Origin of the sequence: Virgibacillus sp. CM-4, assembly GCF_000445495.1 — a bacterium.
Lineage (GTDB): Bacteria > Bacillota > Bacilli > Bacillales > Amphibacillaceae > Virgibacillus > Virgibacillus salexigens.
Genome location: NZ_AUQA01000001.1, coordinates 15,988 through 35,493 on the forward strand (window position 1 = coordinate 15,988; position 19,506 = coordinate 35,493).

The window sequence follows — 19,506 nt, forward strand, 5'->3', positions numbered from 1 at the left end:
CCGCACTAAAATATATGAGACAACCTTTCTGTTTATGCATTTTGTTCATCTTCTTCAATGACAACCTGTGCAGCAGCATAATCGTTACTATGTGTAATCGACAAGAAGATATTAACTTTCTCGTAACCAGAAGCAGTTAATTTAGGTGCTCCACTCTCACAAGATTGTATTTCAATATCTTGAAAACGAAGCTTTCCAATTCCTGTACCTGCTGCTTTAGCAAATGCCTCTTTGGCAGCAAATCTTCCAGATAAATACTCTATTTTTCGCTTATTACTTTCTAGTGTGTAAAATTCCTCTCTTTCTGATGGCGTTAAAATTCTCTCAATAATACGGTTATTCGTTTGAATACTTTGTTCTATTCGTTTTAATTCTATTAAGTCTAATCCAATTCCCTTTATCATCGACCACGAACCCTTTCTAACTAAAATGCAAATGATTATATTTTTGATTGTTATTTTAGTACGATAAAATTGGTCATACTACTTGTAGTATTTTATTACAATATAATAACAATGATTTACAGAACCATTATCCTTTTATAATATAAAAATCGGGGGAGTCTATTCCATGTTTATTCGAAATGAAAGAAGTTTGAAAGAATTTATAACGTCTTATCCTGTTGTTTCTACATTAGTGATTGTCCACTTAGCATTATGGTTAATTATTAACTTCCTACAACTGTCTATCGGTGAAACAATTTATCAATTAGGAGCTGGGAGTAATTTTTATATCAATCAAGGTGAGTATTGGCGGCTTGTAACGCCAATATTTCTTCATGCCGATTTAATGCATGCCCTATTTAATTCTTTCTCCCTCGTATTATTTGGTCCAGCCTTAGAACAAATGCTAGGGCGCACAAAATTTATTATTGCATATTTGGTTGCTGGTATTGCCGGGAACCTCGGAACTTATTTCTTCGGCCCCTCTGAATTTTGGTACGTCCACGTAGGCGCATCAGGTGCTATTTTTGGTTTATTTGGTATTTACGTCTTTATGGTGGCATTTCGTAAACATTTAATAGATCAGACAAGCTCCCAAATTATCCTTACTATTTTCGTTGTTGGTCTCATTATGACATTTATACGAGCAAATATAAACGTATATGGACATATATTTGGGTTTATTGGCGGCTTTGCAATAGCACCTGTCGTTTTAGCGAATGCTAAAATGTATAATCCATGGGTAACTATGGCAACGCGAAGGAAGGATGACAGCGAAACCATATCATTTGACCCTAACCGCTGGAAAAAGAAACGAATTCCACGTTCCATGAAAAAAAATATATGGTGGATCATTTTCATCCTCTTAGTTTTATTAGGAATAATTAGTAGAATAATGTAGTGGCGAATACGGAGTTGAACCAAAAAGCAAAGTAGATAAAGAGTAATCCGAACGAACATCCGAGTATACGAAGTAATATTCGAAGTAGTTCGGATATTTTATCGTTCGTTTTTAAATGATGATGACTAAGACAGTCCTGATTCCTAATGAAAAAGCCCCATCCAAGTTGGTTGTGCCGTTCCTCGAAAGTATAGTCTGTTTCAGATTGGGTTTAAAGCAAAAATAAATTATCCGATTTTCGTGTTACTCGTTTTAGTTATGTACCAGCCAGCTTTATTATCAATTACTATTCTTGATTGGAGTAATACTAATGGCAAATATAAGTGAAATAGCTAGATTAGCTGGAGTATCTGTTACGACCGTATCCAGAGTACTTAATAACTACAAATATGTATCAGAAACCAAAAGAAGCAAAGTACAGAAAGTGATAGAGGAACTCAATTATACCCCAAATAAGAATGCAATCGATTTGATACGTGGTGAAACAAAGATGATTGGTGTAATTATTCCGTACAATAATAATCAAGCATTCGACCAAATGTTACACGGCATTCTAAATCAATCTACGGTATATAATTATTCTGTCACTGTACTCCCAACAAAATATGATAACAAAAAAGAGATGGAGTATCTTACGATGCTAAAGAATAAATTTTTAGATAGTCTTATTATTACTTCCCGTTCCAATGATTGGGAGAAGATCGTTCCGTACACGAAATATGGATCCATTATTTCATGTGAGTATACAACAGCTGAAGAAGTTGGTTGTGCGTATATCGATCGCTATGCTTCCTATGTTGATACATTTCAAATGCTTAAAAAGAAAGGCTATACAAACATAGCAATTACTACTGCGAGAGCCAATGAAAGCCTTAGTACCAGGCAAACCATCCAAGCTTACCATAAAGTAATCGGAAAACTCCCACCCCATTTACATATTTCCGGTTGTTACCGTTTGGAAGATGGCTATCGAGCAGCCCATGAATTTTTGCAATTGAATGATCGACCACATGCTATTTACGCAAATGGAGATGAGGTTGCTGGCGGCATTTACAACTATGCACAATCAGTAGGAGTGAAAATACCCGATGAGCTAGCAATTGTCGGCCAAGAGAACCAGCCTATTGGAATAGCTCTTGATCTTTCAACAGTCAATCATCGCTTAATGAAAGTTGGTGAGCAAGCATTTCAACTTGCTATTCAAAAATCACAAGCAAAAGTCAACGTTCCTTATGAAATAATTCAACGATCTTCTATTTAACTATTGACCTGAAATCCATTTCATCCTCTAGGATAAACATAGCAACTATTCTTAGGAGATGATGATGGTGTATCAAGTATTTATTTTTGATTTGGATGGAACGATTATTGATTCAGAAAAAATTGGATTGGAAGCATTACAAGCAACATTATCCGAGATGGGAATCGTTAAAGATCTTGAAGAACTACGTTTTTCGATTGGTATTCCAGGATTAAGAACACTCGAAGTCTTAGACATTTCCGATACTCAAACAGCGCTCGATACTTGGTTCCAAAAACAACAGCCGCATATGCAAAATGTCCCTATCTTTAGAGATATTCTCGAAGTAATCAAGCGATTACCAAAAACAGGAATTGTCACATCCCAAACCAAAAAAGAACTGCAAGCAGGTTTTGAAAGGCTTTCAATTGCACAGCATTTTCAAACAGTTGTATCTGCAGATGACACAGAATACCATAAACCAAATCCAGACCCGTTGCAGTTAGCCTTACAATACTTAAATTGCGACTCAAATGAGGCTATATATATTGGGGATTCCCCTTATGACATGGAATGCGCGAAATCAGCAGGAGTAGATTTCGGGGTAGCAGCATGGGGACTGACTTCTACTACCAGATTTACAAATGCGGAATATATATTTAAAAACCCCTATGAGATTTTGCAGTTAACCACCTAAGCTACCGCAGAGGCTAGGACCCAATAAAGGTCGTTCACTAAAATCCGAACAATAATATAGTGGTGAAGTAAATCCTGATAAGAAATGCGGTTCGATCCGTAGATTCCTGCAGGAACATCGCGAGCTGAAGTCCCCCTAAAAAGTGAAGTGTTTATGGAGCTAGAATAGAACCTGTTTTTGGTAAACAAATAATCCGAACTGATTCGAGTGTGAAATCGTTCGGATTATTAAATGATAAAATTCTTTGACTTCCCTTCCTTTTTACACTCGGTATGAAAACCAATCTGCTAATGAATCTGCTTGGACATCTTTTACTTCCTTTAATTGATAATGTTTACCAGAACCGTACTTTCCGATAATAGATAGTTTAAAGTTAGCAAGGTTTTGCTTTCGATGTGCAATGTGTTGTTTCTTTTCATAGGCTTGAATACGCTTATGAAACAAGACGACTGTTATCCTACTAAAAGTGCGGCAGCGGATCATTAATCGTTTTTCTTGTATAAGAAAGCCTCCATCTGAATAACGGAGATAACCTAGATATAACCCAAGTATAAGAAAAACAATGACAGTCCATAAGAAAGTTGGAATAAATATAGCGATTGGTATCGCGATTAGAATAAATGGGATAACTCCACGAAGCATATAAAATTTCTTCGCCTTGATTGGGAGTTTTCTCCATGTTGGCTCGATTGGATAACTATAGGAAGGAAGGAGTGTCCTCAAAAAATCCTCCACTTCGTCTTTTTTCATGATTGGAAATAATAAAGTGGAATACTCTTCTCCTTTATCTAAGGAACCACCAGCTACTTCTGCAAATAAAGAAACATAACCAAAGGGTTGACGAATCATGCTTTCTTTCATACCAATGGCTTGAATACGTTTTAAAGGTATAGTAATTTGCTTTTTTTCTAGTAGGCCTCTCGTAATAAATAATTCTTCATCACGCCTCTCAATACGGAAATGACCGTACTTAACCATCGTCCCTACTATTCCAAGCAGCCATAGAACGAATAAGAATCCAATTGTTATTATAACGATAAGCACAACGCTTAGCCCAATTATCCACTGTATCGTATGATCAAAATAATTATCAGGAATAAATTGTTCTAATTCGGACAATGCAAAAGCGATAAAAGCTAATAATACACCGATGCTTCCAGATGTTGTTCCAGCAATGAACAACCGCTTGTTGGTAATTTGATAAAAAGGTGCTTGTACGGTCTTCGTTTCTCCAACTTCCGATGTAGCTACCTTGGTTACTTTCAAAAGATTTCTTAGTTGTTCAGCCTCTGCTACCTTCACCGCAGTTAGAGAAGCTTCTGCTGAAGTACCTGAACCAGCAGTTTCTATTTGTACTTTTGCTAAGCCTAATAACCGATGCAGGACATTAGCTGTTAAATCGATTGATTGAATACGTCCCTTTGAAATATACCTTTTCTTTTTAATAAAAATTCCAGATTCAATACGCAGTTCCTCATCAGTCACTGTATAAGTGAATCGCAGCCAAGTAATGGTACTAAAAGTGACAAGAAGTACAGTTACAAGCGTAATCGCTCCAATAAAGTACATAAAATGTTCATCGCGAAAAGCAAAAAAAGCTACAACGATAGGGATAATCATTTCTCTGAGTGACTTAAAAAATTGAAACAAAATAACAGCAGGGTGCATTCGTTTTGCTCTATACATCTTCTTCATCCACCCTTGCTAATTCTGAGATCCGATCTCGCAACACGGAGGCGTCTTCCTCAAGTAAAGCTGGTATCTCATGTGTGGTAGCAGCTGTGGATATTGTCACACTTGCTAATCCATACCTTTTTAATATTGGCCCTTGTTTTGTATCCACATGCTGTACACGTATCATGGGAACTAAAGTCCTCGAAACAATAATAATGCCATGCTGTATGTAAATCTCTTGGTCAAACACTTCGTATCTCCAGCGCCGCCAGCGAAGAGCTGGCAAGTATTGTATTGCAATATACGCCAATACGATAATTACAACCAAGCCAATGATGCTGTACCAAATAGTAAAATCAAAGAGCATACTAATAATAAATGCAGCTATCCCAATGATAATAAGGATACCAAAAAATATTGCTTCGGTAATTCTCCATACCTTGATAGCGTCTTGAGCTATCGTATGTTTCGGAGGTTGTCTCATGTCCAATCACCTTGTTTTTTAATTTTCTTCTCAACTAATACGATACATCGATAGAATATGTTTCATTTTATTCTTATCCTACCATGAAGCTCATCTATACTAAACCATATAAAAAAAGCTTCTTGCTATTCAAGAAGCTTTTTTTATATTAACTAATCTCTATTTCTCCGCTTTTGAAAATTACCTTTCCGATTACGGCCACCCTGGTTGCGGCCGCCTTGACCACTACGACCACTTTGACCGCGTTTCCCGTAAACACGTTTATTATTTGAACGTCGACTATCCTTCGAACGTTGTGCTTTTTTAACACTTACTGGTGCTACAGAAGATATCTTAACAGGAGTGTCTTTGCGCTCCTTGGTTAGTAACTTCAATGCTGCAGCTACGACTGAAACAGAATCGTGTTCTTCTAATAGTTGATTGGCCGTTTGGTGGTAATCATTCAAATCTTTCTTCTCAATCGTACCTTTAATTTTATTTAATGATACTTGTTGCTGTCCCTTTTGGGCATCATGATTCGTTGGAGGTACCATACGTTTCATTTTACTTTTCGTTACTTTTTCAATTAATTGCAAGTGTGCCATTTCTCTTGGAGTAATGAATGAAATGGCTGCGCCAGTTCGACCAGCACGTCCCGTACGACCGATTCGATGAACATAACTTTCTGGATCTTGTGGAATATCAAAGTTATACACATGCGTAACACCAGAAATGTCCAATCCTCTAGCAGCCACATCTGTCGCAACTAATACATCAACACGACCATGTTTGAATTTCTTAAGGACGGACATACGCTTACCTTGGGTTAAATCGCCATGGATTCCTTCAGCTCGATAACCTCTTGCTTGCAAACCTTCCGTAATCTCATCGACACGTTTCTTCGTACGACTAAAAACGATCGCTAAATCTGGGGAATAAATGTCCAAGTGATTATTTAACGTATCAAATTTATATTTTTCCGGTATTTCAATGAAATACTGATCAATATTTTCAACCGTCATTTCCTTCGCTTTAATCTTAATTTCTTTTGGACTTTTCATCAAATTTGTTGCGATTTCTCTAATTTCTTTAGGCATTGTTGCTGAAAACAATAATGTTTGCCTTTCTTCTGGAATTCCTTTTAAAATATCACGAATATCATCAATGAATCCCATATTCAACATTTCATCTGCTTCATCTAATACAGCAGTCTGAATATAGTTTGTACGAATTGTTTTCCTGCGCATATGGTCTAATAGTCTTCCTGGTGTAGCAACAACGATTTGTGGACCATCCTTTAAAGATCGAATTTGACGATCCATGGGTTGACCACCATAAACTGCAAAAGCGCGTACTCCTTTAAGCTTTCCTAGCCTATTTAATTCTTCTGCTACTTGAATAGCTAATTCTCTTGTCGGCGCTACTACTAATCCTTGAATTTTTCTTGCTTTTGCATCTAATTTTTCTATCATTGGAATACCAAAAGCAGCGGTTTTCCCTGTTCCAGTTTGAGCTTGTCCAATTAAATCATTGCCTTCTAAAGCAAGTGGAATTGTTTCTGCTTGTATCGGTGTAGCTTCTTCGAACCCCATTTTTTCTAATGCTTTCATAATGGAAGTTGAGATGCCTAATTCTTTGAATGTTGTCACCTATTCCTCTACTCCTTTTTTTGTGATTGTAAAAGAGGCCTTGGTTGCTTCTATACTTTAGTTCTTGATATCGTTCCCGCGTTCACAGTATAGTAAAAGCTTATCTTTAAGGGAATTTTACACAAAAATCGTATGACTTTATTTATATTCTAAAATCAGAATGTATTTTTATACTTCTAAAGTACAAAAAGGCTTCACCATAATGGTAAGAGGCCTCAATCGTAAGTTCATGCAATCAATATGATAACATATTTTTCATAAGGATACTAATTAGAAAATGATTTTTTTACTATACCATGATAAAATGTATGGGATATACAAGTATAAATTAGGAGGGTTTAGGATGCGTCTTCCTCCGTTTAACCCATACATTGCTGTAGTTATTGGAGTTGCCTCTGTTTCGACCTCTGCAGTATTTGTAAAGCTGGCAGACCAAGCACCTGCAGCTATTATCGCAAATTATCGTTTATTATTTGCCGTATTATTAATGGCTCCTTTCGTATTAACTAAATATCGACATGAGTTAAAATTAATTAATCAAAAAGATTGGATATTGTCCATTTTGGCCGGAATTTTTTTAGCCTTCCATTTTATATTATGGTTTGAATCTTTAAACTATACTTCCGTAGCAAGTTCAGTTGTACTTGTAACGCTTCAGCCTATTTTTGCATTTCTAGGCACCTATTTCTTTTTCAAGGAACGCTTCTCATCTGGAGCCGTAATTAGCATGCTAATTGCATTAATTGGAAGCATTATCATAAGTTGGGGCGATTTTAAGATAAGTGGAGTAGCTCTCTTTGGCGATATACTAGCATTACTTGGGGCAATAACCGTTACTGCTTATTTCTTATTAGGTCAACAAGTTAGACGAAATCTTTCGTTAATGACCTATACATTTGTTGTATATGGCGTCAGCTCCATCACGCTTATTGTCTATAACTTATTGCTTAGCAACGCTTTCTTTAATTATCCAGCCGATCATTGGTGGATTTTCTTAGCACTTGCTATTATTCCGACTTTTCTTGGGCATACCTTATTTAACTGGGCGTTAAAATGGTTAAGTACGGCAACCATTTCTATGGGGATTGTTTTTGAACCAATAGGAGCCTCTATCCTCGCCTATATTATATTAGGCGAGAATATAACTGCCTTTCAATTATTAGGTGGGACAATCGTACTCTTTGGTTTGTTTTTATTTATTTTAAGTACCAATCGAAAAACGAAAATGACAATCGCAAAAAAAGAACAGCAAGATTAATTTTTACGAAATGGGTGAATACATGTACATTCAATTAATGACAGATGGTGGGGCAGATATTCCATTGTCGCTGCTTAATAAAACACAAATTATTCAAGTACCACTCTATTTGCATTTTAGTGATGGCCAATACCAAAGTGGAATTGATTTAGATCTCCCTGCATTCCATAAAAAAGTTTCAGAATTAAACGAATTGCCTAGATCAGCAGCACCAAGCCCTAATGATTTTTATGAAGCATTTAAACAAATTGATAAACAAACACCAATTCTTATGCTAAGTCTTACTAAAGGATTAAGTAGTACGTATGAGAATGCGGTGTTGGGACAGAGAATGTTGTTAGAAGAAGAACCAGAACGCAATATAGAGGTAATTAATACAAAAACCGCTTCTTCAGGAATTGCGTTATTACTTCATGAAGCAATCTCAAAAATAAATGACGGCTTTGCATTTTCAGAATTAGTAGAGCATATGCACCAAATGGTTGAGCACACCACCACACTATTTGTGCTTAAAACGCTTGAAAATCTTATTCTAGGTGGTCGTTTAGACAAAGTGAAAGGTACCATAGCCAAAACATTAAACATTAAGTTATTAATGAGAGCTAGTGAGGAAGGTACCATTGAAGTTAGTGAAAAAGTACGTGGTGATAAAAAATCCATTCGCCGATTTATTGAACAGATCGGAGAATATACTAAAAATGTGGAAGATAAGGTTATATCATTAGCACACTGTAATGCCGAGGAGCGGGCAAATAACGTACTAGCCGAAATTCGTAGAAAGTACAATTTCAAAGACGCCTATCTCATGGATACTGGTCCACTAATTTCTACCTACGGTGGTGAAGGTGCCCTCGTCATTTCCTTCTTTCGAGACTGAATTATGTATGTAAGAGTCTGTTAACACATGGGTTACAGACTCTTTTTATGTGTTCATCACTACCTCTTGTTTGGTAAGAAATGAATAGACCATTTGATTAAGGGTGTCTTTATCATCCCCTAAACAAATTAAATGTCTGGAACGTTCAAAAAACACTACTTCCTTGCGTTCTGAAGTAATTTCTTTATTTAAGTAATAAGCGGTTTTATATGGTACCATTCCGTCCTGTTGCCCTTGAGCAATTAATACAGGCGATTTAATTTTTTTTAAATATCTCCTTGTGAATTTTACCAATTTTAGAAATTCAATATTTGCTTTTAACGGTACGGCTCCTAATTTCTTTTTATAATGGATGTATAACTTATTCCTTCCTAAATCACCTTTTATTGCATCAGCAATTACCCCGCCAACGTCTAAGCTAATTTGTTTAAAAGACAAGTACTTTCCTGAAGTTGCCAAAAGAACGAGCTTCTCTACTTTGTATTTTGCTGCAAGATAAGCAGCAATCATTCCTCCCATTGAAAATCCAATAAGATATACTGTCTCGTACTTCTCTCTTAATTGCAGCAATGTAGTTTCTGCTGCTTTAATCCATTTCTTATAAGAAACATTTTTTAAGTTAAGCCTTCTTCCATGTCCAGGCAGCGTAGGAACATTAATATGCCAATTGGTATGTTCATGTAAATAATTGGCTAGTGGTTCCACTTCATAAGGGCCGCCAGTATAACCATGAATAATTAAACATGCTGTCATCATATTTATTCTCCTCTTTCATATCCTATATCTTCGTTTACCCGATAAAGGAAAAAATTATTATAGTTACTTAATGGATAAAATAACAAACTATTTTTCCAACAAAAAAGCTGATGTGTTCCTTTTTTACCATCAGCTTGATTTCCTCTATCGAAACGTCTTTATTAGTGAACCGAATTGCTTCACAATTGGCGACACTTGGTGATACGTATTAGCTAACTGCCCTACGGTTGATAACATTTTATCTAAATCTAATTGTTGACCTGGTCCAGGGGGAGCTTGATCTTGTGTAGCAAATTCTGGAACATTCATGTCTTGATAATCCGTTTGTTGATTTAGTTGCGATTTTGTACCTGGCCAGCTCATTGGTTGTTGTGGCTTAGCAAAATAATCATAGGGGGTCTGCTGCACGGCTTGAAAATTGTATGGATTACTCCCGTGGTAATTTTGATTCCCTGGATCCGTATTCAAATTGTAGTTATATTGTTGAGGATAAGGATAATTACGTTGGCCATCATCATGAAAATAAGCGTGATCAAAATAAGGCCGATGAAACATTTGAACACACACCTTCTTTATCTTTTTTACTAGTTTATGTTGTTCATTAAGGTGTGTGACATTTAGATGAATGCATCATTTTTCATACCCTTCAAACAATGAACTATAATGTGAGACATCGGTATTAGCTAAACCAAGTCTATATTTTATTTTGTTTTTCTGAAAGCCCAAAATTGGTTCTTTTTCTCCATTGATAAACATCGCTGGAGTACCGTAGATTCCGTTTTCTTGCAACTCCTTCATGTGACCACTATCTGTATTAACATTTTTAGTCACATAAGTGACATTCCAATCACGCAAATGTTCTAGTAACTTTTCACATTCAGCATTATCGTTGCTAACAAAAACGACCACCTCTGGATCTGCCATAACTAAGAGCCTCCTTTTTCATCTTTATCAGCTGCTTAATGCTATAGTACCCGTCATAAAGGAAAAACAAACAGAAATATAATAAAATGATTACATCTTGATTACATTATTTGCATTATTTGTCATAAAAATAAACCTACGATCTAGGAAGATATCCTAGCTGCAGATTTATATAGCCCACTTACTGAAAAAGGTTGCTAATTGGTGTTTTTCCATTCGTTAATTGTAAAACCTTATATTGAGCTCTCTCATCTGTTAGTAAAGCTGACATTACAGCTGCAACATCACTTCGCGTTACCGAGTCAATTTCTATTTCATTTTCTTCATCTTGTAAAGTTACTGTACCTTTTTCTTCTTCATTCGTTAAATAACCCGCACGTATAATTGTATAAGCAAGACGTGACTGTTTTAGATACTCATCTGCTCGATGCTTTGCATACAAATAATGCTTGATCGAATCAGGAGCTTCTTTTGGTTGATCTGCTCCCATTGAACTAAGCAGTAAAAACCGTTTAATAGAATGCTTTTGAGCCAGATGCATTGCTGCAATCGCACCTTCTTGGTCAATTATAATTGTTTTATCTGCACCTGTATTAGAACCCGAACCTGCAGCGAAAATAACTGCATCTATCTGATTAAATACCGATTCAAAGTCAGATTCTAAATCTGCAAGAACAGCCTTCCATCCGTTTTTTTCAAAATCTGACAACTGACTCTCTTTACGAACCATTGCAATTGGCTCGTGTCCTTCTGCTCTTAGTTTGGTGACAATATGCCTTCCTACTCCACCGTTAGCTCCTATTACGAGCACTCGCATAAATGATTATTCCCCCCCTTTGAAACTCAAAATTAGCACACCTAAATACTATATCCGCAAAGAGAAGAAGCAAAACATCTTTTAAAAGACATTTTGCTTCTTTATAGTCAAGTAAACGGAACCTTGACTCGTGTTATATCATAATAGAGCTGGGACATCCCCATATCCCATTGTATATATTACCATTTTTTTCTATTTTCATCAGTGATGTTCGTCACAGATGGAAATAAAATATGTTATAAAGATCGGATAGAAGTACCCAATTTTTTTAATAAATCAATCGCAATTTCTTTTTCTGCATCATTTAATCCAGCAGTAATTTCCTCAATCCTCTCCCAATGTCCTGGGAAAATGGTTTGCAATAAGTCAGCCCCGCTTTCAGTAATTTCAGCAAAAGTAACACGTCGATCTTCAGCGTTCGGTATTCTTGTTAATAACCGTTTATTTTCAAGCTTATTAATGACATACGTAATACTTCCACTCGTTAATAGTATTTTTTCTCCAATGCTTTTTAAAGGTTGTGCTCCTTTATGATAGAGTAATTCTAACACTGCAAAATCCGTTAAATTGAGTCCTCTCGATTGAATATCAGCTTCTACTTGTTCCATAATTGTTCGGTATGCCTTTGAAAGAACGACAAATAATTTTAGAGAGGCATCCTCTTTTTTCTCTTTTAATGTATTATCTATTATCATTTCATCCCCTCTTTCCGATTCCATAATTAAAGGTATTATAGCATAATTTCTTTCCTAAATTTGTAAATTAGAGCGAATTTAAAAACACAATTCCCCAAAAATGGAATTGTGTTTTTCTTTAATTTGATGTAGCTTTTATCATGCGCAGATGCGATGGTAATATTTCAATAGTCGAGGGGGTACCAGATATGATTTCACCGTCGGTATCCACATCCTTTGTTTCGTTTGTGTGTATGTGTAACCGATTTGTTTGTGTGTACTTAATTTCTTGGAGATCGTTTATTTCTGTTTCTGGATTGTTCATAGACAATAGTTCTCGAAAAGATGCTAAGCTTGAATTCTTAACTATTAAGACATCTAACCTCCCGTCAGAAGGGCTGATTGATGTTATCGGGATTTCTCTCGTCCCCAGGTATTTTCCATTGAGCACAATCACCATCACCGCTTCCCCTTGATATCTATCTGAACTTGTTTTTAGTTCATAAGAAAAGCTTTTAGCTTGACCTACTGTCTTTAACGTACTCATAAAATAACTAAGAACGCCTAAATTTTTCTTTTGGTCGTTGTCAATGTTTTGGGAAGTTTCTGCGACTAAGCCAATTCCCCAAAAATTAAGGAAGTAACGGTCATCTGCTTTGCCTACATCTATAGGAACAACCTTGCCATCTATGATCGCACTAGCTGCTTGGTATAAGTTTTGGGGGATTTGCAACATCCTCGTAATGTCATTTGAAGTTCCTCCAGGGAGTATAGCAATTACCGGTCGTTCATTTAAAGGAGCTATCGCATTAATACAATTATGTATCGTTCCATCTCCACCTAAGATAATCAGCAAATCTATGTGCGAAGCATAGTCGATACATGTTGTTCTAGCATCTTCAATTGATTCCGTCTGAATAATAATTAATTGTTTGATTGCTTGGGATAAAATGGGTAACGTTTGTGCTAATTTTTCTTCCATTGCTTCTTTTCCAGCGTTTCCATTATATATATATAATGCTTTATTATAACCCATTGCTAAAACCTCCACTCCTCCGCTATTACTTATTTATTTCCTTATATATGTGAAAAGAAACCTATCCATGTAAGATCCATGCATTACATCTAATCATTGGGCGTCTTCCTATCATATTAATTTAATATAGCTTTTTTGTTTTAAATAGTATTTAATAAAGGCATGGAATGATGTAAAACGTTATAAACTAAATCCTCAAGTACCATTTTAGCTTCGAAAGGATGCTTTTTAAGTTGATAAATCTTACTATTTTATATACAAGTGATATTCATGGACATATCATGCCAATTAATTATGCTACCAATGAAAAAACGGATAGTGGTTTAGCGAAATATGCCACAGTAGTTAAACAAAAAAGAAAAGAATCAGATTACATGATCGTAGTTGATAATGGTGATCTGATTCAAGGCACGCCATTAATGACACATTATGTAAAAGAACATATGAACAAATTAAATCCAATGATACAAGCGATGAATACGATTGGAATAGATGCCGGCGTGATAGGTAACCATGAGTTTAATTATGGGATGAATGTATTACATGCCGCCATAGATCAATCCCATTATCCATGGTTAGCGGCAAATATTATTGATAAGGAATCCAATCAACCAAAATTTGGGCCGCCCTATCTAACAAAAATATTTGAGAATGGTTTAAAGATTGCAATTATTGGAGTTACAACACATTATATTCCAAATTGGGAATCCCCGGATCATCTTCAAGGGATTAATTTTGAAGATGCATCTTCAACCCTTCAAAAATGGGTCTCTCATATTCAAATGGTTGAACAGCCAGATGTTTTAATTGCTGCTTATCATGGCGGATTTGAAAAAGATTTACAAACTGGTGAACCTACAGAGACGTTAACTGGAGAAAATCAAGCATATGAAATGTGCGACTTGGAAGGAATTGATATATTACTCACTGGCCATCAACATAGAAAAATCATTGGAGATAGACATGGCACACTATTTATTCAACCTGGTCATAACGCGGTAACCTATGGTGAAATACAAGTGACCCTTGAACAAGATGAAACCAATCATTGGAACATTATAAATAAACAAGCATCCATTGGTCGTTTAGAAACTATGGATACAGATAAAAAAATTGTTGAAGATGCTTCCTATTTAGAAGCATCCACACAGAAATGGCTAGACCAACCGATTGGTAATATTATTGGTGATATGACCATACGTAATCCATTTGAGGCGCGAATAAACAAGCACCCATTTATAGAATTTATCCAGAAAGTACAAATGAGAGCTAGCGGAGCTAATATTTCTGTAACTGCTCTCTTAAATAACCACGCAACAGGGTTCTCTTCAACAGTTACAATGCGTAATGTAGTTAGTAATTATATGTACCCTAATACATTGGTTGTTTTAGAGCTATCCGGGAAAGACATAAAGGAAGCTTTAGAACAAACCGCAACCTATTTTAAATTAGCCGTAGACGGGAGAATCATTGTTAATCCTGCATATGAAGATCCAAAGCCGCAACACTATAATTATGATATGTGGGAAGGAATTGAATATACCATTAATGTCGCCAATCCAGTTGGCAATAGAATAGAAAAATTATCTTATCAAAAACAACCAATTAAAAATACGGCTACATATTCCGTTGTTATGAATAACTACCGTGCCTCAGGCGGTGGAAATTATGCAATGTTTAAAGGGAAAAGCGTTATAAAAGAAATTCAAAAAGACACCGTTGAACTAATCAGAGAATACTTTGATACATATACCACTATAGAAGCTACGGTAACAAATAATTATAAGGTTATCGCCAAATAAATGATTTATCGTGACTGTATAAAAAACATCCAGCTGATGCATCATCAACTGGATATTTTTTATGTTTATTCGTCATCGTCGTCATCGTCGTCTGCTTCTACATCCATTTCTAAAATCTCACCGTTTTTGGCATCAATATCAAAATCGGCTTCTTTCTTACCATTTTTTAATTCCAATTCATATATCAAGCGATTATCATCATCATCCAACTCAATGCTTACTACTTTCCCATCAAAGTTATTTTTGGCGATCTCTTTTGCTTTTTCTACACCAATCAAATCTTCATTATTCATATCAAGTTTAACATCATCTTCGATATCATCGTCATCTTTATTGATGTCTTTTGATTTTTCACGTAATACTTCTCCTGTATCAGCATCTAACTTAAGGTCATGCTCCTTGCTTTTTTCGATAACCTCTACCTCATATACAGCTTGATTGCGATCCTTATCAAGCTCTAACTCAGTAATTGTTCCATCATACTGATCCTCGACCATTTGTCGAATCTCGTCACTATTTAACTTTGGACTTTTTACATCTGCATCTGAATAGTAAACCCCTGATCCAATAACTGCTGTCCCTGCCAATGCTCCAATAATAATACCGAATGTTTTTTTCATATTTATTCCTCCTAATTTGTTGTTAGTCTTATCATAACCATTCGGAATAAGAGGATCGTGTGAACAAGATTAGAATTTAATGAGAAAATAAAAAGGAAATACCCTCTTAAAGGCAGGTTTAACTAGAATATCCGCTCTATGGCAAGGTCAGCTTCCATCCATAAAAAGGTCCCTGTTTTTGTAACAGGAACCATACAGATTAATCTTCATCTTCTCTCTCAACATCAATATCTTTATAAATAATTTCTCCAGTTGATGCATCAATTGTAATTTCTGCCTCGTCTTCACCATTTACAACCTTAACCTCATAAACATAAATGCCATCATCTTCATCTTTTTCTATGTCTTCGACTGTTCCATCAAATTGTTCTAAAGCAAGTTCTTTTGCCTTTTCTATATCTATTACTACTTCGTTTTCATTGGATTTTTCATGATTGTTTTGATTTTCTTCGTTTTTTTTCTTTTTCGAATCCGTTGCGTTTTTATCCTCCTGGTTTTCCGTAGAATGATCATCAACAGGTACTTGTAGTTTTTTTAAATTTAATACCTCACCGGTATTTCCATCGATTTTCACGTCATAAGCTTTCCCATTATGTTCAATGACAGCATGATAATATCCATGCGTTGCATCTTTTTCTACTTCACCATTAATTTTCCCAGGGTATTGACTAGTAATAATATCCTCTGCTTCTGATTTGGAGAGCTCCGTCCCTGATGATGTAACGCTAAAATAGATCATCCCAAAACCAAAAAGAATGACTCCTACTATGCTTGCTACAATGATACCTATTTTTTTACTCAAAGGTCTTCCCTCCTTATATTACAAGGATAAATAAAGCGCATGAGAAGCAGTGGTGATTCACATTAAAATTTGCTAAGAATCAACAATTGGTAGGCTTATCGTAAATGTCGAACCTGCATCCGTTTTACTAAAAACCGTTAATTCTCCCTGATGTTCTTTAACGATTGCCTTCGCGATAGCAAGGCCTAAACCGGTTCCACCTGTATCCCTGCTTCTCGCCTTGTCTACACGGTAAAATCGTTCAAATATACGCGCTTGCTCTTGCTCAGGAATCCCCTTGCCATAATCACGTACAGAAAAAACAGCCTTATCATTGCTCTGATCAATGCTGACTTCTACCTGTTCATTACTGTATTTAAGCGCGTTATCTACTAAGATATACATTACTTGCTCCAATTGATCACGACTGCCATTTACCATCAATTGCTGTCTTCTTTGATCAAATTGGATTTCTCTAGAATAAGCACCATCAAATGTACATACTGTCTCCTTTGCTAATGCAGACATATCTATCGTTTCCGTTACAGATGCTTCTTTATTTTTAGCTAAACGCAGCATTTGTTCCACCAATTTACTCATTCGATCTGCTTCTGAATCGATGGTCTCAATGGACTCTTTTACAAGAGATGGATTATCCGTTCCTCGTCTCTCTAATAGCTGAGCATAACTTTTCACTATAGAAATAGGTGTTTTTAATTCATGAGAGGCATCCGATACAAATATTTCCTGTTTCTCAAAATTATCTTTCAACTGATCAATCATTTCATTAAAGGTCTTCTCCATCTCATAGAGCTCATCTCGGGAACGATTGTCGACATTGATCTTCTTCCAATTGGCTTCGCGCATATTTTCACGCATCGTTTGAATTAATGTTTTTATTGGATTTAATAAGAATCTGCTTAGCACATTACCAGCGATAATGATTGGAATAATTATCAACCCTGATGCAGCTAATAATACATAAAACAAAGTTGTCATTGTACTATCTAATGTAGTCAGCTGATTTGAAAATTGGATGGTAACAACCTCACCAGCCTGATCGCCTGTCTCCCAAATAATTGGCTTGGATACTAATGCTACATCCGGTGCATTGTTTTGTTCTATAATTGTATTTTCCTCGTTAGCCGAAAACGCCGTTGGTGGTTCGTAATTTGCGGGGTTTGCGGCAAGAAACGCTATATCTGACTGGTTAATGACTTGAATCATTCCTTGTTGCGGAGAAAATGAAGTAAATAATTCTTTTGAAGCAACATCCGGTTGCTGTTGAATCGTCTCTACCAAGCGCTCCGTTTGATCTGCTAATTCCTCTAATTCACTATCCGTGGAGATTTTATAAAACAAAAAGTAAATAGATGTATTTATTAATAACGTTACAACGAGCATAAACAAACCTGTAAATAGTTGGATTTTTGTTCTAAGCTTCATGCTTCAATATCCTTTATTGTATAGCCAACTCCTCGAATGGTTTGGATATAGGGTTGATCATAGCCTTTGTCTACTTTTTGTCTCAAGTAGCGAATATAGACATCTACGACATTCGTATCCCCAAAGTAATCAAATCCCCATACTTGTTCAATTAATTGTTCTCTATTTAAAACGATGTTTTTATTTCGTAACAAACATACAAGTAAGTCAAATTCTCGAGGCGTTAATTCAACTTGTTTTTCTGCACGCTTTACTTCTCTACTATTTTGATTGACTTGTAATTCACCAACTGCAAGTAAATCTCCATTCTCTTCTTTTTTCTTAATCGGATTACGTAAATGAACACGAATTCGTGCTAATAATTCTTCTATTTGAAAGGGTTTCGTAATATAATCATTTGCCCCTAAATCCAAACCACTAACTTTATCATGGACTTGGTCTCTGGCAGTAAGCAGAATAATTGGTGTCGTTTCATCCGTTTTTCTTACTCTTCGCAGCACTTCTAAACCACTTAATTCGGGAAGCATAATATCTAAAAGCACTAAATCCCATTGGTTATTTTCCATTTGCTTTAACGCTTCTTTTCCGCTTGTAGCAATTGTCGTTTCGTAATTTTCATACTCCAGTTCCAATTGCAGAACTCTGCTTAACTTTTGCTCGTCCTCTACAATTAAAATGTTTGGTTGCCCCATGATTCCACCTGCTTTTTTAATCTAGATTATTGATAACTTTCATTGCTTGTATACCCATTCAACTAATTACCATTTCTTTCTTCTTAAAGATAACAAATATATGGTAAAAAGTCTGTTCTTATCCTAATTTTGCATAAATACATGTGCTGCGTAACCCTTCCCCATCAACCGCTTTCGAATTATTACGCAAAATACCTTCCAAAGCAAAGTCCAGCCGTTCTGGAATAGACCTGCTTCTTACATTCTTTTCATCACAACGAATCTCAATGCGATGTGCATGAAATTCAGAATACGCAAATTCAATCAATCCTTGAACTGCTTCTTTCATCAAACCTTGCCCCTGATACCTTGTATCAATCCAATAACCAATTTCAAATTTGGGAACATCCCAATCAATTCGATGCAGCCCAGTACAACCGATGAATTTTCTTCTGTTGCGATCATAAATATGAAAACGCAAATCTTCTCTACTTAAGAAATGCAGATGTGCTTGACGAACATTTGCCTCTGTTTCATCTTTTGTTTGGTCATTTTGCGCAAAGGGTAACCATGGTTTTAACTCAGCTCGACTTGCTTGCAATGCATCATAAATTTCACTGCCATCCCCAGGAAGCGGCAAGCGGATAAACAATCTTTTTGTTTCGAACTCATGTGGAAAATCCTTTAAAATTGGTTGCATTTCCTTTACATCCCTTCACGAATAATTTTTTTCCATTATACTTAAGGTACAAGAGAATAGGAAGCTATTTTTTAACC

The 19,506-nt window shown here is 35.9% G+C and carries 21 protein-coding genes; 6 read left to right on the plus strand and 15 right to left on the minus strand.

Translation table 11 applies throughout. From position 1 onward, the window contains the following. Nucleotides 1-32: 32 nt before the first annotated feature. On the minus strand, nucleotides 33-404 hold the full coding sequence (acpS, locus tag M948_RS22600) for a holo-ACP synthase (protein ID WP_021288593.1): 372 nt from the start codon (nucleotides 402-404) through the stop codon (nucleotides 33-35). A gap of 166 nt (nucleotides 405-570) precedes the next feature. On the opposite strand from acpS, the gene M948_RS22605 reads away from it, so the two are divergent. The 3 genes from M948_RS22605 (at nucleotide 571) to M948_RS22615 (ending at nucleotide 3,281) form a co-directional block, all read left to right on the plus strand. Next, the gene (locus tag M948_RS22605) at nucleotides 571-1,344 is read left to right on the plus strand and encodes a rhomboid family intramembrane serine protease (protein WP_021288594.1); all 774 of its coding nucleotides are present in this window, start codon (nucleotides 571-573) and stop codon (nucleotides 1,342-1,344) included. A gap of 310 nt (nucleotides 1,345-1,654) precedes the next feature. After that, on the plus strand, nucleotides 1,655-2,605 hold the full coding sequence (locus M948_RS22610; RefSeq protein ID WP_021288595.1) for a LacI family DNA-binding transcriptional regulator: 951 nt from the start codon (nucleotides 1,655-1,657) through the stop codon (nucleotides 2,603-2,605). Nucleotides 2,606-2,672: 67 nt separating this feature from the next. Next, nucleotides 2,673-3,281 carry an HAD family hydrolase gene (locus M948_RS22615; protein ID WP_031334859.1) on the plus strand — a complete coding sequence of 203 codons (609 nt, stop codon included), beginning with the start codon at nucleotides 2,673-2,675 and terminating at the stop codon, nucleotides 3,279-3,281. 261 nt (nucleotides 3,282-3,542) lie between these two features. Here the strand turns inward: M948_RS22615 and M948_RS22620 are convergent, their stop codons facing one another. From M948_RS22620 to M948_RS22630, 3 genes are all read right to left on the minus strand, one after another. Then, nucleotides 3,543-4,967 carry a PH domain-containing protein gene (locus tag M948_RS22620; protein WP_021288597.1) on the minus strand — a complete coding sequence of 475 codons (1,425 nt, stop codon included), beginning with the start codon at nucleotides 4,965-4,967 and terminating at the stop codon, nucleotides 3,543-3,545. Continuing rightward, nucleotides 4,960-5,439 (minus strand): PH domain-containing protein, encoded by a 480-nt coding sequence (locus M948_RS22625; protein WP_021288598.1) that lies wholly within the window; start codon nucleotides 5,437-5,439, stop codon nucleotides 4,960-4,962. The genes M948_RS22620 and M948_RS22625 overlap by 8 nt, the downstream gene beginning before the upstream one ends. 152 nt (nucleotides 5,440-5,591) lie before the next feature. Then, entirely contained in the window at nucleotides 5,592-7,067 is a 1,476-nt protein-coding gene (locus tag M948_RS22630) for a DEAD/DEAH box helicase (RefSeq protein ID WP_021288599.1), read from the minus strand. Between the two features lie 343 nt (nucleotides 7,068-7,410). Here M948_RS22630 and M948_RS22635 point away from each other — a divergent pair, with 343 nt between their 5' ends. Together M948_RS22635 and M948_RS22640 are read left to right on the plus strand one after the other, a co-directional pair. Further along, nucleotides 7,411-8,325 carry a DMT family transporter gene (locus M948_RS22635; protein WP_021288600.1) on the plus strand — a complete coding sequence of 305 codons (915 nt, stop codon included), beginning with the start codon at nucleotides 7,411-7,413 and terminating at the stop codon, nucleotides 8,323-8,325. Nucleotides 8,326-8,347: 22 nt separating this feature from the next. Then, a complete protein-coding gene (locus M948_RS22640; protein WP_021288601.1) occupies nucleotides 8,348-9,202 on the plus strand; it encodes a DegV family protein in 855 nt (284 codons plus the stop codon). Between the two features lie 45 nt (nucleotides 9,203-9,247). Here M948_RS22640 and M948_RS22645 read toward each other — a convergent pair whose 3' ends face one another. The 6 genes from M948_RS22645 to M948_RS22665 all read right to left on the minus strand — a co-directional run bounded on the left by M948_RS22645 (nucleotide 9,248) and on the right by M948_RS22665 (nucleotide 13,409). Continuing rightward, entirely contained in the window at nucleotides 9,248-9,955 is a 708-nt protein-coding gene (locus tag M948_RS22645) for an alpha/beta hydrolase (RefSeq protein ID WP_031334861.1), read from the minus strand. Nucleotides 9,956-10,102: 147 nt separating this feature from the next. Further along, nucleotides 10,103-10,513 (minus strand): YppG family protein, encoded by a 411-nt coding sequence (locus M948_RS42455; RefSeq protein ID WP_021288603.1) that lies wholly within the window; start codon nucleotides 10,511-10,513, stop codon nucleotides 10,103-10,105. Between the two features lie 75 nt (nucleotides 10,514-10,588). Further along, the gene (locus M948_RS22650; RefSeq protein ID WP_021288604.1) at nucleotides 10,589-10,882 is read right to left on the minus strand and encodes a glutaredoxin domain-containing protein; all 294 of its coding nucleotides are present in this window, start codon (nucleotides 10,880-10,882) and stop codon (nucleotides 10,589-10,591) included. A gap of 181 nt (nucleotides 10,883-11,063) precedes the next feature. Beyond that, nucleotides 11,064-11,699 (minus strand): SDR family oxidoreductase, encoded by a 636-nt coding sequence (locus tag M948_RS22655; protein ID WP_021288605.1) that lies wholly within the window; start codon nucleotides 11,697-11,699, stop codon nucleotides 11,064-11,066. A 236-nt stretch (nucleotides 11,700-11,935) separates the two neighbouring features. After that, nucleotides 11,936-12,394 carry a MarR family winged helix-turn-helix transcriptional regulator gene (locus tag M948_RS22660; RefSeq protein WP_021288606.1) on the minus strand — a complete coding sequence of 153 codons (459 nt, stop codon included), beginning with the start codon at nucleotides 12,392-12,394 and terminating at the stop codon, nucleotides 11,936-11,938. Between the two features lie 118 nt (nucleotides 12,395-12,512). Next, complete coding sequence (locus M948_RS22665; protein WP_021288607.1) at nucleotides 12,513-13,409, minus strand: YegS/Rv2252/BmrU family lipid kinase; 897 nt, start codon at nucleotides 13,407-13,409, stop codon at nucleotides 12,513-12,515. A 233-nt stretch (nucleotides 13,410-13,642) separates the two neighbouring features. On the opposite strand from M948_RS22665, the gene M948_RS22670 reads away from it, so the two are divergent. Next, on the plus strand, nucleotides 13,643-15,211 hold the full coding sequence (locus M948_RS22670) for a bifunctional metallophosphatase/5'-nucleotidase (protein WP_021288608.1): 1,569 nt from the start codon (nucleotides 13,643-13,645) through the stop codon (nucleotides 15,209-15,211). 65 nt (nucleotides 15,212-15,276) lie between these two features. Here M948_RS22670 and M948_RS22675 read toward each other — a convergent pair whose 3' ends face one another. The 5 genes from M948_RS22675 to M948_RS22695 all read right to left on the minus strand — a co-directional run bounded on the left by M948_RS22675 (nucleotide 15,277) and on the right by M948_RS22695 (nucleotide 19,429). Next, nucleotides 15,277-15,831, minus strand: a complete 555-nt coding sequence (locus tag M948_RS22675; protein ID WP_021288609.1) for a PepSY domain-containing protein — start codon at nucleotides 15,829-15,831, stop codon at nucleotides 15,277-15,279. A 199-nt stretch (nucleotides 15,832-16,030) separates the two neighbouring features. After that, the gene (locus tag M948_RS22680) at nucleotides 16,031-16,633 is read right to left on the minus strand and encodes a PepSY domain-containing protein (RefSeq protein WP_021288610.1); all 603 of its coding nucleotides are present in this window, start codon (nucleotides 16,631-16,633) and stop codon (nucleotides 16,031-16,033) included. Between the two features lie 72 nt (nucleotides 16,634-16,705). Further along, the gene (locus M948_RS22685; RefSeq protein WP_021288611.1) at nucleotides 16,706-18,058 is read right to left on the minus strand and encodes a HAMP domain-containing sensor histidine kinase; all 1,353 of its coding nucleotides are present in this window, start codon (nucleotides 18,056-18,058) and stop codon (nucleotides 16,706-16,708) included. Further along, nucleotides 18,055-18,750 (minus strand): response regulator transcription factor, encoded by a 696-nt coding sequence (locus M948_RS22690; RefSeq protein WP_021288612.1) that lies wholly within the window; start codon nucleotides 18,748-18,750, stop codon nucleotides 18,055-18,057. The genes M948_RS22685 and M948_RS22690 overlap by 4 nt, the downstream gene beginning before the upstream one ends. A gap of 118 nt (nucleotides 18,751-18,868) precedes the next feature. Then, a complete protein-coding gene (locus M948_RS22695) occupies nucleotides 18,869-19,429 on the minus strand; it encodes a GNAT family N-acetyltransferase (protein WP_021288613.1) in 561 nt (186 codons plus the stop codon). Nucleotides 19,430-19,506 lie beyond the last annotated feature (77 nt).